Source organism: Polynucleobacter asymbioticus, assembly GCF_018687575.1.
GTDB lineage: Bacteria > Pseudomonadota > Gammaproteobacteria > Burkholderiales > Burkholderiaceae > Polynucleobacter > Polynucleobacter asymbioticus_C.
Map to the genome: position 1 here is coordinate 1,499,360 of NZ_CP061297.1, position 14,927 is coordinate 1,514,286.

General features: G+C 48.5%; 11 protein-coding genes. 7 read left to right on the plus strand and 4 right to left on the minus strand.

Annotated elements, in window-relative coordinates; genetic code table 11:
* Window positions 1-3 precede the first annotated feature (3 nt).
* Together AOC19_RS07585 and galU are read left to right on the plus strand one after the other, a co-directional pair.
* Window positions 4-2,895: a valine--tRNA ligase gene (locus tag AOC19_RS07585; protein ID WP_215375564.1), complete on the plus strand. Its 2,892-nt coding sequence runs from the start codon at window positions 4-6 to the stop codon at window positions 2,893-2,895.
* Window positions 2,896-2,923: 28 nt separating this feature from the next.
* A complete protein-coding gene (gene galU, locus AOC19_RS07590; protein WP_215375567.1) occupies window positions 2,924-3,808 on the plus strand; it encodes a UTP--glucose-1-phosphate uridylyltransferase GalU in 885 nt (294 codons plus the stop codon).
* Window positions 3,809-3,905: 97 nt separating this feature from the next.
* On the opposite strand, the gene AOC19_RS07595 is transcribed toward galU, so the two are convergent.
* Window positions 3,906-4,133, minus strand: coding sequence for a sulfurtransferase TusA family protein (locus AOC19_RS07595; protein ID WP_041485182.1), 228 nt, complete (start codon window positions 4,131-4,133; stop codon window positions 3,906-3,908).
* 8 nt (window positions 4,134-4,141) lie between these two features.
* Window positions 4,142-6,766: an alanine--tRNA ligase gene (gene alaS, locus AOC19_RS07600; protein WP_215375570.1), complete on the minus strand. Its 2,625-nt coding sequence runs from the start codon at window positions 6,764-6,766 to the stop codon at window positions 4,142-4,144.
* 123 nt (window positions 6,767-6,889) lie between these two features.
* Here alaS and AOC19_RS07605 point away from each other — a divergent pair, with 123 nt between their 5' ends.
* The 3 genes from AOC19_RS07605 (at window position 6,890) to AOC19_RS07615 (ending at window position 10,730) form a co-directional block, all read left to right on the plus strand.
* Entirely contained in the window at window positions 6,890-7,351 is a 462-nt protein-coding gene (locus AOC19_RS07605) for a tripartite tricarboxylate transporter TctB family protein (RefSeq protein WP_215375573.1), read from the plus strand.
* Between the two features lie 19 nt (window positions 7,352-7,370).
* A complete protein-coding gene (locus AOC19_RS07610; RefSeq protein ID WP_215375576.1) occupies window positions 7,371-8,873 on the plus strand; it encodes a tripartite tricarboxylate transporter permease in 1,503 nt (500 codons plus the stop codon).
* A gap of 84 nt (window positions 8,874-8,957) precedes the next feature.
* Entirely contained in the window at window positions 8,958-10,730 is a 1,773-nt protein-coding gene (locus tag AOC19_RS07615) for a glutamine--tRNA ligase/YqeY domain fusion protein (RefSeq protein WP_215375579.1), read from the plus strand.
* Here the strand turns inward: AOC19_RS07615 and AOC19_RS07620 are convergent.
* Window positions 10,711-11,598: an SDR family oxidoreductase gene (locus tag AOC19_RS07620; protein ID WP_215375582.1), complete on the minus strand. Its 888-nt coding sequence runs from the start codon at window positions 11,596-11,598 to the stop codon at window positions 10,711-10,713. The two genes, AOC19_RS07615 and AOC19_RS07620, sit on opposite strands and share 20 nt — an antisense overlap.
* A gap of 36 nt (window positions 11,599-11,634) precedes the next feature.
* Between AOC19_RS07620 and AOC19_RS07625 the strand changes: the two genes are divergently transcribed.
* Window positions 11,635-12,675 carry a CDP-6-deoxy-delta-3,4-glucoseen reductase gene (locus AOC19_RS07625; RefSeq protein ID WP_215375585.1) on the plus strand — a complete coding sequence of 347 codons (1,041 nt, stop codon included), beginning with the start codon at window positions 11,635-11,637 and terminating at the stop codon, window positions 12,673-12,675.
* Between the two features lie 50 nt (window positions 12,676-12,725).
* Entirely contained in the window at window positions 12,726-13,919 is a 1,194-nt protein-coding gene (locus AOC19_RS07630; RefSeq protein ID WP_215375588.1) for an acetylornithine transaminase, read from the plus strand.
* A gap of 53 nt (window positions 13,920-13,972) precedes the next feature.
* On the opposite strand, the gene ispH is transcribed toward AOC19_RS07630, so the two are convergent.
* Window positions 13,973-14,926, minus strand: coding sequence for a 4-hydroxy-3-methylbut-2-enyl diphosphate reductase (gene ispH / locus AOC19_RS07635; RefSeq protein WP_215375591.1), 954 nt, complete (start codon window positions 14,924-14,926; stop codon window positions 13,973-13,975).
* Between the last annotated feature and the right edge of the window lies 1 nt (window position 14,927).

A 14,927-nucleotide genomic window follows, 5' to 3' on the forward strand; every position in this document is an offset into this window, starting at 1 on the left:
CTTATGCCAAATGCTTCGAATACCCCTAACTCATCAGCGGCTAGCTCCCTAGACGAACTAGCCAAATCCTATGAACCTGCCCCAATTGAAGCCTATTGGGGTCCGGAATGGGAACGCCGAGGCATTGCCGACGCCACCCTAGATGAGGGCAAGGGAGATTTCTCGATTCAGTTGCCGCCACCGAATGTGACCGGTACCCTGCACATGGGCCATGCTTTTAACCAAACCATCATGGATGGCTTGGTGCGTCATGCCCGTATGTCCGGCAAAAATACCTTATGGGTTCCAGGCACGGATCATGCTGGTATCGCCACACAAATTGTTGTTGAGCGCCAACTCGATGCACAGAAAGTTTCTCGTCACGACTTAGGTCGCGAGAAATTCCTAGAAAAAGTATGGGAGTGGAAAGAAACTTCCGGCAATACCATCACCCGTCAGATTCGTCGCTTAGGCGCTTCGATTGATTGGGGTAAAGAATATTTCACAATGGACAGCAAGATGTCCAAAGCGGTTGTCGAAGTGTTTGTTCGTTTACATGAGCAAAGGTTAATTTACCGCGGCAAACGTTTGGTGAACTGGGATCCCGTTTTAGGAACTGCTGTCTCTGATCTAGAAGTAGTTAGTGAAGAAGAAGATGGCTCTATGTGGCACATCCGCTATCCATTGGCAGATAGCTCCGGACATCTCACCGTTGCCACTACTCGCCCAGAGACCCTATTGGGTGACGTGGCCGTAATGGTCAATCCTGAGGATGAGCGCTACAAACACCTTATTGGCAAGTCAGTGCAGCTACCACTGTGTAATCGTGAAATTCCGATCATTGCTGATGACTATGTGGATTTAGCATTTGGTACTGGTGTAGTTAAAGTAACGCCTGCCCACGACTTTAATGACTATGCTGTTGGACAACGCCACCAATTGCCAATCATTAACATCCTCACCCTGGATGCCAATATCAATGAGAATGCACCCGCCGCTTATCAAGGGCTTGAGCGTTTTGCTGCACGCAAACAAATCGTTGCTGATTTAGATGCTGCTGGTTTATTGGAAAAAGTACAGCCGCATAAATTGATGGTGCCACGCGGTGATCGCACCCAAACCATCATTGAGCCTATGCTGACTGACCAGTGGTTTGTAGCAATGTCTAAACCCAGTCCAGACAATCAATATCAACCAGGCTCATCTATCGCTGGCGCTGCTTTAGATGCGGTCACGAAAGGTGACATCAAGCTCGTTCCAGAAAATTGGATCAATACCTATACCCAGTGGCTAGAAAATATTCAAGACTGGTGCATCTCACGTCAACTCTGGTGGGGCCATCAAATTCCCGCTTGGTATGGTGATGATGGACAGATCTTTGTAGCTCGCTCCGAAGAGGAAGCCAAGTCTAAGGCTGCCGCTGCCGGATACAAGGGCCAACTGAATCGCGACCCTGACGTCCTGGACACCTGGTTTAGCTCAGCACTGGTGCCGTTTAGCTCCTTAGGCTGGCCTGAAGAGACGCCTGCACTCAAGCACTTCTTACCGTCCTCAGTATTGGTGACTGGTTTTGACATCATCTTCTTCTGGGTAGCCAGAATGGTCATGATGACTTGTCACTTCACTGGTAAGGTGCCATTTAATACGGTGTACGTTCATGGCCTAGTTCGTGATGCTGAAGGTCAGAAGATGAGTAAGTCCAAAGGCAATACTTTGGATCCAATCGACCTCATTGACGGCATCAAGATTGAAGACTTAGTTGCTAAGCGTACTACTGGCTTGATGAATCCTAGGCAAGCTGAAAGCATTGGCAAAAAAACTAAGAAAGAGTTTCCGGAGGGTATCCCTGCATTTGGTACGGATGCACTGCGCTTTACCTTCGCTTCACTCGCATCACTTGGTCGCAATATTAACTTTGACCAAAAGCGCTGTGAAGGCTATCGCAATTTCTGCAACAAACTCTGGAATGCCACTCGCTTTGTCCTCATGAATTGCCCTGGCAATGATCAAGAGAATGGCTTTGCTCCTTGCGACAGCCAATGCGGTCCAGAGGGTCAACTTGATTTCTCTCCAGCAGATCGCTGGATTGTTTCTCTACTGCAAAGAACCGAAGCTGATGTTGCTAAAGGCTTCCAAAACTATCGCTTTGACAATATTGCTACCAGCATCTATCAGTTTGTTTGGGATGAGTATTGCGATTGGTACCTAGAGTTAGCGAAGGTTCAATTACAAACTGGTACGCCTGCACAGCAACGCGCTACCCGCAGAACCCTCTTACGTGTTTTAGAAACCATCTTGCGCATGGCGCACCCACTCATTCCATTCATCACTGAAACCCTCTGGCAAACCGTTGGGCCTAAGGTTGGTAAAGAGCTAGCGAAACAGGATAAACAAACCATTGCTCTGCAGCCCTACCCTGTTGCTCAGCTCGATAAGATTGATGAGCAGAGTGAAGCTTGGGTTGCCCAGATTAAATCCATTGTGGATGCTTGCCGTAATTTACGTGGTGAGATGCAGGTTTCTCCAGCACTCAAGGTACCCCTCTGGATTAGTGGGCCGCAAGAATTCTTGCAGAAGGCCAGTCCATACCTGACTGCCTTAGCCAAGCTATCTGAAGTCAAAATTTATGATGACGAATCCGCCCTTGAGAAAGACGCTCCAGGTGCCCCAATGGCTCTGGTTGGCAATCTCAAGCTATTACTCAAAATCGAAGTAGATGTGGCAGCCGAGAGAATTCGCTTGAGCAAGGAAATTGAGCGCCTAGCCAATGAGATCACTAAAGCGCGTAGCAAGCTTGGTAATGAAAGCTTCGTGGCTCGCGCCCCAGAAGAGGTTGTAGCCCAAGAAAAGCAGCGTCTTGCTGGCTTTGAGCAAAACCATGAGAAGCTTGTTGCACAATTAGAGCGACTGAAATAAAGCAGCAACCAAACAGATCGGAATTGCCATGCCATTAAGCACTAAAGCCGTTACGAAAGCCGTCTTCCCTGTTGCAGGTTTGGGGACACGCTTCTTGCCAGCCACTAAGGCCAGTCCAAAAGAGATGCTCAACGTAGTGGATAAGCCCTTAATTCAGTATGCGGTTGAGGAAGCGATTGCCGCCGGCATTACTGAAATGATTTTCGTGACTGGTCGCAGTAAGCGCGCCATCGAAGATCACTTTGATAAGGCTTATGAATTGGAAGCCGAACTCGAAGCTAAAAATAAGCAGGCACTCTTAGAAATCGTACGTAGCGTGAAGCCAAGCCATGTAGATTGCGTGTATGTTCGTCAACCAGAAGCTCTTGGATTAGGTCACGCCGTCTTGTGCGCAGAAAAGCTTGTACGAGATGAACCTTTTGCCATCATCCTTGCAGATGACTTGCTCGATGGGCAGCCGCCAGTGCTAAAGCAAATGCTCAAAGTATTTGATGAGCAAAATGGCTCAGTATTAGCAGTAGAAAAAATTGACCCATCTAAAAGTAGCTCTTACGGCATTATTTCCGGAGCAGAGGTATCCAAAGGGATCTATCGTTTAAATGGGATTGTGGAGAAGCCGCAACCCAAAGATGCGCCATCCAATCTAGCAGTCGTGGGTCGTTATGTTTTATCTTCAGACATCTTCAATCACATTCGCAATCTCAAGCCAGGCGCTGGTGGAGAAATCCAACTCACCGATGCGATTGCTTCATTACTTAAAGAAGAGCCGGTATTCGCTTATGAGTACGATGGTGTGCGATATGACTGCGGTAGCAAGCTAGGCTACCTCAAGGCTTCCGTGGAATTTGCTTTGCGCCACCCAGAGGTGAGTACTGAATTTGCAGCATATTTAAAGGGCCGCTCCCTAACCTAGGCTCCACAATCAAAATCCAACTGGAGAAAAGCAAAAAGGCAGAAAGTGATTTCTGCCTTTTTCTTTTGTGCTGAAATTATTCAGCGCTTGGAATCGCTTATCTTCTCTTAAGGAAGAACACCAATACATCACCTTCTGTAGTGCTCGAGAGGAGCTCATTACCAGTCTGCTTGGCAAATGCAGGAAAGTCATGGGCTGCACCAGAATCCGTAGCTTTCACTTTGAGCACTTCGCCCGACTGCATAGTGGCTAAAGCTTTCTTGGTACGCAAAATCGGCAGTGGGCAATTCATGCCAATAGCATCTACCTCAAGATTGAATTCAATAGCACCACTCATTTAGAAGCCACCCAATCTTTCACGCCGGCTAATGCCGCGCCCAATTTACTTGGATCAGTACCGCCAGCCATCGCCATCTCTGGTTTGCCGCCGCCCTTACCGCCAACTTGCTGAGCAACAAAGTTCACCAGGTCGCCTGCTTTCACTTTGGCAATCGAATCTGCAGTCACGCCGGCAATCAAGCTGACCTTATCGCCCTGCACAGAAGCCAACACAATTGCCGCTGTTTTCAGCTTCGCCTTGAGTGCGTCCATAGTCTCGCGTAATACTTGTGCATCTGCACCATCCAAGCGGGCTGCTAAGACCTTGATGCCATTGATGTCAATCGCCTGTGTTGCTAACTCATCACCTTGGCTAGCGGCAAGTTTGGAATTCACTTTATCCAACTCACGCTCAGCCTGGCGAAGGCTTTCTTGCAACTGAGCAACACGATTCACCAAATCACCGGGATGGGTCTTCAGAATCGTCGCTGCTTCATTGATCTTATCCTCCAAGCCCTGCAGGAAGTTCAAAGCATTTCTGCCAGTGACTGCTTCAACACGGCGAATGCCGGCTGCTACACCACTTTCAGAAACAATCTTTAAGCTACCGATGTCGCCAGTACGGCCCACGTGGGTTCCACCGCACAACTCTTTAGAGCTACCGATTTCTAGCACGCGAACTTCATCACCATACTTCTCACCAAAGAGCATTGTCGCCCCAGTCTTTTGTGCATCATCTAAAGACATTACTTTTCCGGAAGTCGCAGTGTTGGCCAAGATCTCCGCATTCACAATATCTTCTATCCGACGAATTTCTTGTGCAGTGATAGGTGCGTTGTGAGTAAAGTCAAAGCGGGTTTTGCTTGCATCAACCAGTGAGCCTTTTTGCTGCACGTGATCGCCCAAGACTTCACGTAATGCTTTATGCAAAATATGCGTAGCACTATGGTTGCGCATTGTTTCCGTTCTTTGCTCGGCATCCACTAAAGCATTAACTACATCACCTACCTTGAGCTCACCTTCTTGTACTTCACCTTGATGGCCAAACACATCGGCCTGAATCTTGAAGGTATCCTCAACTGCAAAACGCACCACTTCATTACGTAGCTCACCCTGATCGCCAATCTGTCCACCAGACTCAGCGTAGAAAGGGGTGTTATCTAAAACAATTACTGCCGCGTCACCCGCTTTGACGGACTGCACAGCAGAGCCGTCAACATAGAGCGCCGTTACTTTGGCGCCTTCATGCTTCAAGGTGTCGTAGCCGTGGAACTGGGTTGGCTTGCCGGAGTACTCCAAGCCTTGAGCCACCTTGAACTTGCCAGCTGCTCGTGCTTGATCACGCTGCTTTTGCATGGCTAAATCAAAGCCTTCCGCATCCACCGTGACATCGCGCTCGCGACACACGTCAGCAGTTAAATCCAATGGGAAGCCGAAGGTGTCATGTAAACGGAAAGCAGTTTCACCATCAACTGTCTTGGCGCCGCCAGCAAGTGCACCTTCCAAGATTTCCATACCGTTAGCGATGGTCTGGAAGAAACGCTCTTCTTCCTGCTTAATCACGTCACTTACTTTATCTTTTGCTGCTTGCAACTCTGGATAAGCCAGACCCATCTCTTTTACAAGAGCCGGAACCAGTTGATAGAAGAATGGTTTACGAGCGCCTAATTTATAGCCATGACGAATCGCGCGACGAGTAATACGACGCAGTACATAGCCACGCCCAGCATTACCTGGAATTACGCCATCGACCACGATAAAACTACAGGCACGAATATGATCAGCAATCACTTTGAGTGATGGGCTAGTTGGATCACAATTCTCACCGCCAGCCGCATCAACCGCTTCTTTCGCTGCTTTTAGCAAATTCACAAAGAGGTCGATCTCGTAATTGGAATGCACGTGTTGCAACACGGCTGCGATACGCTCAAGACCCATGCCGGTGTCGACGCTAGGCTTGGGCAATGGATGCATATTGCCGGCCTCGTCGCGATTGAACTGCATGAATACGTTATTCCAAATCTCAATATAGCGATCACCATCCTCATCAGGACTTCCCGGAGGGCCTCCAGCAATATGAGGACCATGGTCATAGAAGATTTCTGTACAAGGACCGCATGGGCCTGTGTCGCCCATCATCCAGAAGTTGTCTGAAGCATAGCGAGCGCCCTTGTTATCGCCGATGCGAATAATCCGCTCAGCCGGGACTCCAATTTGCTTATTCCAAATCTCATAAGCCTCGTCGTCTTCTGCATAGACGGTAACGAGCAGCTTTTCTTCTGGCAATTTAAAGACCTCAGTCAATAAACCCCAGGCAAACTGAATGGCATCCTTCTTAAAGTAATCCCCAAAAGAGAAGTTGCCCAGCATCTCAAAGAAGGTGTGATGACGGGCTGTATAGCCCACGTTATCCAAGTCATTGTGTTTGCCGCCAGCACGGATACATTTTTGGGCTGTGGTTGCACGGCTGTAAGGACGCTTATCAAAGCCTAAAAATACGTCCTTAAACTGATTCATTCCCGCATTAGTAAAGAGCAGGGTGGGGTCGTCTCCAGGCACCACAGGGCTGGAGGGGACAATTTGGTGGCCTTTTTGGGCGAAGTAATCCAGGTATGCCTGGCGAATTTGGGAGACTTTCATGCCAATAATTATCGCATTGGCACTAGTCGGGGGCAAACCCTTGGTAAACCTCCTCAATCCTGCCTTACAATCCCGTAACACTATTAAATAGATCGGCATTTAAGTCGATATAAGGAGCTCAACTTGAAAATTCGCAATCAACGGGATTTTGGTGCCGGAATCATGTATATGGTTATTGGCCTGTTTTTTACAATCGTAGCCAAGCAATATCCTATGGGTACTGCAGCCAAAATGGGTCCAGGCTACTTCCCTTTCTATTTAGGGATCCTCATGACGCTTTTAGGACTTCTAGTTCTAGTGAAGTCCATGGGCGCTAAAGCGACGATTGAGTCCATTCCCAAGTTCAACTGGAGGGTCATGGCGCAAATTACTGGCTCTGTAGTCCTTTATGGCTTATTGCTTCCTAAGATGGGCTTCTTGGTAGCTGTAGTGGTTCTGGTGTTTGTAGCGGCAAGCGCAAGCAAGGAATTTACATGGAAAGGCACCGCAATCAATGCCGCCTTTTTGGTGACTTTCACTTACTCAGTCTTCGTTGTGGGCCTGAAGCTTCAGTTCCCACTGCTACCTTTCTTCTTACAACAATAACGAACCGGGACTCTGAAAAATGGATTTATTTGCTAATTTAGCTCTCGGTTTCGATACCGCATTTACCTTACAGAACCTGATGTACTGCCTAGTAGGCTGTATCTTAGGTACTTTAATCGGCGTTTTGCCAGGTCTTGGCCCGATCGCAACGATTGCGATGTTATTGCCAGCAACCTATGCATTACCTCCAGTTGCCGCTTTGATTATGTTGTCCGGCATCTACTATGGATCACAGTACGGTGGCTCGACAACAGCGATTTTGCTCAACATCCCGGGGGAGACGTCCTCGGTGGTGACGGCGATTGATGGCTACCAAATGGCCAGAAATGGCCGAGCAGGTGTGGCGCTATTTACTGCCGGTATGGGCTCATTCTTTGCTGGTTGCGTAGCAACACTGGTTTTAGCTGCATTTGCTGCACCACTCTCAGAGCTGGCATTTAAGTTTGGCCCCGCCGAATACTTCTCCTTAATGGTTTTAGGGTTAATCGGTGCGGTCGTACTAGCCTCAGGCTCTCTGATTAAAGCGATCGGCATGATTATTTTGGGTCTGTTAATGGGCCTGATTGGTACTGACGTGAACTCTGGCGTATCACGCTATGCCTTCGACATTCCTGAGCTGAGTGACGGTATTGGATTTGTGAGCGTCGCGATGGGTGTATTCGGTTTCGCTGAAATCATGGGTAACCTAGAGAAAAAGGGAGATGACGAGGGCTTCCTCAACAAGCTCACCAGCATGGTTCCTACCAAGAATGATGTCAAGCGCATGATTCCTTCTATCTTGCGCGGCACCACCATTGGCTCCATCCTCGGCATTCTGCCAGGCGGTGGCGCAGCTTTGGCTGCCTTTGGCGCTTACTCTGTTGAGAAGAAGTCCTCCAAGTACAGCCATGAATTCGGCAAAGGTGCTATTGAGGGTGTAGCAGGTCCAGAAGCAGCTAACAATGCTGCAGCTCAAACCTCTTTCATTCCATTACTCACATTGGGTATTCCACCAAACGCTGTGATGGCCTTGATGGTTGGAGCGATGACTATTCATAACATTCAACCAGGTCCACAAGTGATGACCAGCAACCCAGCTTTGTTCTGGGGTCTGATCGCCTCTATGTGGATTGGTAACGTGATGTTGATTCTCTTGAACTTGCCACTCATTGGTATTTGGGTAAAGCTCTTGAAGATTCCTTATCGCTTCCTGTATCCAGCGATTCTCGTGTTCTGCTGTATCGGCGTATATACCGTGAACAACACTGTATTTGATGTTTATGTGACCGCAGCCTTTGGCTTAATCGGTTACCTCTTCTTCAAACTGGGTTGCGAACCTCCTCCATTGCTCTTGGGCTTTGTGCTCGGACCAATGATGGAAGAGAACTTCCGTCGCGCTCTACTGTTGTCACGCGGCGATTTCACCACCTTCGTAACTCGCCCACTATCTTTGAGCCTGCTCATTGCAGCCGCCCTCTTAGTTGTGATCGTGGCCTTGCCGGCGGTTAAGAAGACCCGTGAAGAGGCTTTTGTAGAAGATTAATTCTCGAATACTTCTCAGAAACGAGCCCGCAGCTGTTTGCGGGCTTTTTTCTTTCTGGGCGGGGGTTTTCTCTACAATGAGTACATGTCCCAAGATAGCAAACCCTCCAAATCGCTCGCCAGCACTGTTGCTGAGCCTTCCAACTTTTTGCGCCAGATCATCGATCATGACCTGGCGAGTGGCGCCTACCAGAACCGTAGTGATCGTAGCGGTCAAGCTATCCCCTCCATCATTACGCGCTTTCCACCAGAGCCCAACGGCTATCTCCATATTGGTCACGCCAAAAGTATTTGCTTGAACTTTGGTCTAGCCGCTGATTACAACCATCAAGCGGGTGGTGCACGTTGCAATATGCGCCTGGACGATACCAATCCAGTTAAAGAAGATATTGAGTACGCTGACAGCATTTTGGATGCCGTTAAATGGTTGGGATTTGATTGGGGCACACACCTGTATCACGCAAGTGATTACTTTGATCAACTCTATGAGTTTGCAGAAATTCTGATTCAGAATGGCAAAGCCTATGTGGATAGTCAAAGTGCAGATGACATCCATACCAATCGTGGCAACTTCGGCCAGGCTGGAAAAAATAGTCCTTATCGCGCTCGCACTGCCGATGAAAATCTTGCCTTATTTCGTGAGATGCGTGATGGCAAATACAAAGATGGTGAGCATGTACTGCGATTGAAGATTGATATGGCGCATCCGAATATCGTGATGCGCGATCCTGTGGTCTATCGCATTCGTCATATCGATCACCACCGTACTGGTAGCAAATGGTGCATCTATCCTTTATATGATTTCACGCACTGCATTTCGGATGCGCTGGAAAATGTTTCACACTCCATTTGCACTTTGGAGTTTGAAAATAATCGCCCTCTCTACGACTGGATAGTGGCTTCACTGGCAGAGCTAGGGATCTTCAAAAATCCAGTACCGCACCAATATGAATTCGCCCGCCTCAACCTCACTTACACCATCACTAGCAAGCGCAAGCTGCTGCAACTGGTAGAAGAAAAACATGTTGATGGCTGGGATGATCCCCGCATGCCCACTATCGTAGGTATTCGTCGCAGAGGCTATACGCCTGAGAGCATTCGCTTGTTCTGTGAACGCATTGGCGTTTCTAAAGCAGATAGCTGGATTGATATGAGCACTTTGGATCAAGCCCTGCGTGATGATCTGGAAGCTAAAGCGCCACGGGCTACAGCAGTGCTTAAGCCACTGAAACTCGTGATTGAGAATTTTGATGCATCTGCGAGCGAGCCTTGCTCAGCCCCGCGCCACCCTCAGCATCCTGAATGGGGCAATCGTGAGTTTCATTTCACAAAAGAATTGTGGATTGAAGAAGATGATTTTATGAAAGATCCTATTAAAGGATTCTTTAGACTCTATCCACCGATTGGCGATCAAGCGGGTGGACGTGTTCGTTTGCGTCATGGTTTTGTGATCGAGTGCACAGGCTTTGAAGTGGATGCTCAGGGCAATGTGATTCAAGTCAATGCAACTCATTTCCCCGATAGCAAGAGCGGCACTCCTGGCTCAAATAACTACAAGGTCAAAGGCAATATTCATTGGATTAGTGCGGCAGAGGCTGTCCCCGCACAAGTGCGTCTCTATGATCACTTATTTAATGATCCGCATCCAGATAGCGGTGATAAAAATTTCCTTGACGCCATCAATCCAAACTCCAAGCAAACGATTACTGCCTTCTTAGAGCCTTGTATGAAAGACACTAAAGCAGAAGATCGTTTTCAGTTTGAACGCCACGGTTACTTTGTGGCAGATCAGAGTGACTCCAAACCAGGTCAACCCGTATTTAATCGTACAGTCGGGCTTAAGGATTCTTGGAAATAGTTTTCAGAAACTCTGTCACGCTGGGATAGCGTAGCGGGGTTTTCAATTCTGCTAGTCGCGCATTCGTTACGCGCCGAGACTCCCGCATAAAAGACCACAGCATTGGAGATACGATTTTCTCCAGCTGCTCAGCAGGCATTCTGGGTGGTCGATCTAAGCCAAAGGCATCAGCCACTTCATCAAAATAATCACCCATCTTGGTCTCGCCGCCGTCACAAGCATTAATCACGCGCTGCGGTTTACCGTGATAAACGGCGGCACAAATTAACCTTGCTAAATCATCACTCTGTATGTGATTTGAGTAAGCGTCCTCAGCTGGATTTAAGGCGGGGGTGCCCGCCTGTATGCGCTCCACCGGCAATCGATCGGCAGCATAAATACCTGGTACTCGCAAAATGGTGAGGGCGACTCCATGAGCTGGAGCCCAAAGACGCAGGCAATTTTCTGCATCCACTCTGCGCTTGGCTCGCTCGCTTTGGGGCTTGACGGGGGTCACTTCACTTACTCTACCGCCCGCATGATCCCCATAAACACCCGTAGTACTCACATAAATCAAGCGCCCAACGGTATCAGAGCCTTGGGCTAAAATTCGGAGGAGGTTGCGAGTTCGGCAATCACGATGACCTGTATTTTGGGGTGGTGCTAAGTGGATCACGGTTTGCGCTAATCCACTTAAACGCCACAAGCTATCGGGCTTATCCAGATCCCCCAAAACCGGAATCGCGCCAACTGCTCTCAACTCCTGAAAACGGGTTTTCTGGGAAGTTAAGGCGTATACGCGATGACTTCGAGCGAGCTGCTTGGCAACACGCAGGCCAATGTCACCACAGCCGACGATCAGAATTCGAGATTTACCAAAAGATTGCATAAGTCACATCGTAACGATTTATTGAAAGGAATGAGAGTGTCTTACCAAGTCACGCTCAAAGCGAGCGGCAAACAATTTACCGTCCAACAGGATGAAACTCTGCTCGAAGCAGCATTACAGCAGGGCATCACCCTGCCCTATGGCTGTAAAAATGGTGCTTGTGGATCCTGTAAAGGCAAGGTTTTAGAAGGTCAGGTGGAGCATGGCCAACATAGTACTGCAGCCTTAAGTGCGACTGATGAAGCCGCTGGCGGAACCTTGTTTTGTTGTGCTCATCCCAAGTCGGACCTACTCATTGAAGCCCGGGAAGTACAGGGTGCAGGCGATATCGCCATCCGCAAAGTACCTTGTCGCGTGAATAGCATTACAAAACCCAGTAGTGATGTGGCGATTCTCAAACTGCAATTACCGGCTGCTGAGCGCTTTCAATTTCTGGCTGGACAGTATGTAGAGTTTCTACTCAAAGATGGGCAGCGCCGCGCCTATTCCATTGCCAATGCACCAGATCAAGAAGGCCCTCTGGAATTGCATATTCGCCACTTGCCAGGTGGACTCTTTACTGACTTTGTCTTTGGTGCAAAAGATCCGGCACTAAAAGAAAAAGATATTCTGCGTTTTGAAGGCCCATTAGGCAGCTTCTTCTTGAGGGAGGACTCTAAAAAACCCATCATCTTCGTTGCGGCAGGTACCGGCTTTGCGCCGATTAAATCCATCGTCGAGCAAATGCGGCTCAAAAAAATTCAGCGCCCGATACATCTGTATTGGGGTGGTCGGCGCCCAAGTGACCTCTATCTCGATGCGCTCTGTCAGTCATGGGCAAGCGACATCCCAGACTTCAAATACATCCCCGTTATTTCAGATGCCCTCGCAGAGGATCAATGGGCCGGGCGTATAGGTTTTGTTCACCAAGCTGTAATCGCCGACCATCCTGACATGAGCCTTTTCCAGGTCTATGCCTGCGGAGCTCCGGTCATGGTCAATGCAGCCCGCCAGGACTTTGCATCTCAGTGCAAACTGCCAGAAGAGGAGTTCTTTGCGGATTCCTTCACTAGTGCTGCTGACCTCGCGACAAACTAGCCTGCTAAGCGCGATAATAGAAACTCATTTGACCTCACTTTGCACACGATATGAATAAGCCAGCCCAATCCGTAGATGCCCACTCGGTGATGTTTATTACCCCACGACCAGAAGTGATGATGGTTGAGGGTAAAGGCTCTTGGCTGACCGATAACAATGGCAAGCGCTACTTAGACTTCCTACAAGGCTGGGCTGTGAACTGTTTAGGTCATAGCAACCCAGGCATGATTGAAGCGCTTAATGCACAGGCTCAGAAGCTCATCAATCCGAGCCCAGCTTTTTATAACGAGCCAATGATTCGCTTATCGAATCTTCTGACTGAAAACAGCTGCTTCAACAAAGTGTTTTTTGCTAATAGTGGAGCTGAAGCCAACGAAGGCGCTATCAAGCTGGCGCGTAAATGGGGTCAACTTCATAAGTCAGGCGCTTTTGAGATCATTACCTTTGATCACAGCTTTCATGGACGTACTTTAGCAACCATGAGTGCGTCCGGTAAGCCCGGTTGGGACACGATGTTTGCCCCACAAGTTCCTGGTTTTCTAAAAGCCGATTTAAATGATTTGGAGTCTGTCAAAAAACTGGTGACCGATAAAACTGTTGCCGTCATGCTCGAACCAGTTCAAGGCGAAGGTGGCGTGATCCCCACTACGAAAGAATTTATGCAAAGCCTGCGTAAATTCACTAAAGAAAATAATATTCTGCTGATCGTTGATGAAGTGCAAGCTGGCTGTGGTCGCACCGGAAAACTATTTGCCTATCAACACTACGGCATTGAACCCGACATCATGACCTTAGGCAAAGGTATAGGTGGTGGCGTTCCCCTAGCAGCACTCATGGCAACTGATGCAGTTGCTTGCTTCGTTCCGGGCGATCAAGGAGGCACCTATAACGGCAATCCATTAATGACCGCTGTTGGCGTTAGTGTGATCGAGCAACTATTGGCGCCAGGCTTCCTGGAATCGGTTCGCGCCAAAGGCGAGTTGCTGAGCAAAGAGTTGTTGGCGATCTCCGCGGAATTTAATTTAGATGGGGAACGTGGTGAAGGCTTATTACGCGCCCTCATGTTAAGCAGTGATATTGGCGCCAAGTTGGTTGAACTTGCTCGCGATAGGGGCCCGGAAGGATTGTTGATTAACTCACCGAGACCTAACCTCTTGCGCTTTATGCCAGCACTCAATGTATCCGATGATGAAATTCGTCAGATGTGCAATATCTTGAGAGAGCTACTCAAGCAAGTTGCTTAAAGCTTCTCGATAAAATGTAATAAAGGAGCCCAGGGCTCCTTTATTTTTTATAGCTAACCAACTAAATTCTTGGGTAACGAGAATGTGATGTCTTCAACCACACCTTCCAAGTTACGAATACTGCGTGGACCAAACTCTTGAATCCTCTCCACAATCGAGAGGGCTAGACTTTCTGGGGCTGACGCACCTGCAGTAAGACCCACTCGCCTCTTACCAGCAAACCATTCGGCTCGCAGTTGGTCTGGGGCATCCACCATGTAGGCGGGTACACCTAACTTTTCAGCTAATTCACGCAAGCGATTCGAGTTCGAACTTGCTTTGCTACCCACCACAATAACGATCTCCACTTGAGGCGCCATAAATTTGACAGCATCTTGGCGGTTCTGAGTGGCATAACAAATATCTTGTTTGCGCGGCTGAACAATATTTGGAAACTTTTGAGTTAATGCATCAACAATTTCTTTTGTCTCATCTACAGAGAGGGTGGTTTGCGTCACAAAAGCAATTTTTTCATGCTCAGTAAAAGGCAGCTGAGCAACATCCGCTATCGTTTCAATCAGATGAACGCCTTTTTCTACTTGCCCCATCGTACCTTCAACTTCTGGGTGGCCAGCATGGCCAATCATCAAGACCGTGAAACCATCTTTACACATCTTGACGACTTCAAGATGCACCTTAGTAACCAGAGGGCAGGTAGCGTCATATACCTGCAACCCGCGCGCCTCAGCATCTTGGCGCACCTCTTGAGAGACACCATGGGCACTAAACACCACGATGCCACCTTTAGGAACCTCATGCAACTCTTCCACAAATACAGCGCCTTTTTCACGCAGGCCATTTACGACATAGGCATTGTGAACAATCTCATGACGTACATAAATTGGTGCGCCAAAACGAGTCAGCGCTTCATTGACGATATTGATTGCACGATCTACGCCTGCGCAAAAACCGCGTGGCTGCGCCATCAAAATTTCTGCCGTGTCTTGCACGCTAGATGGGTTACTCATG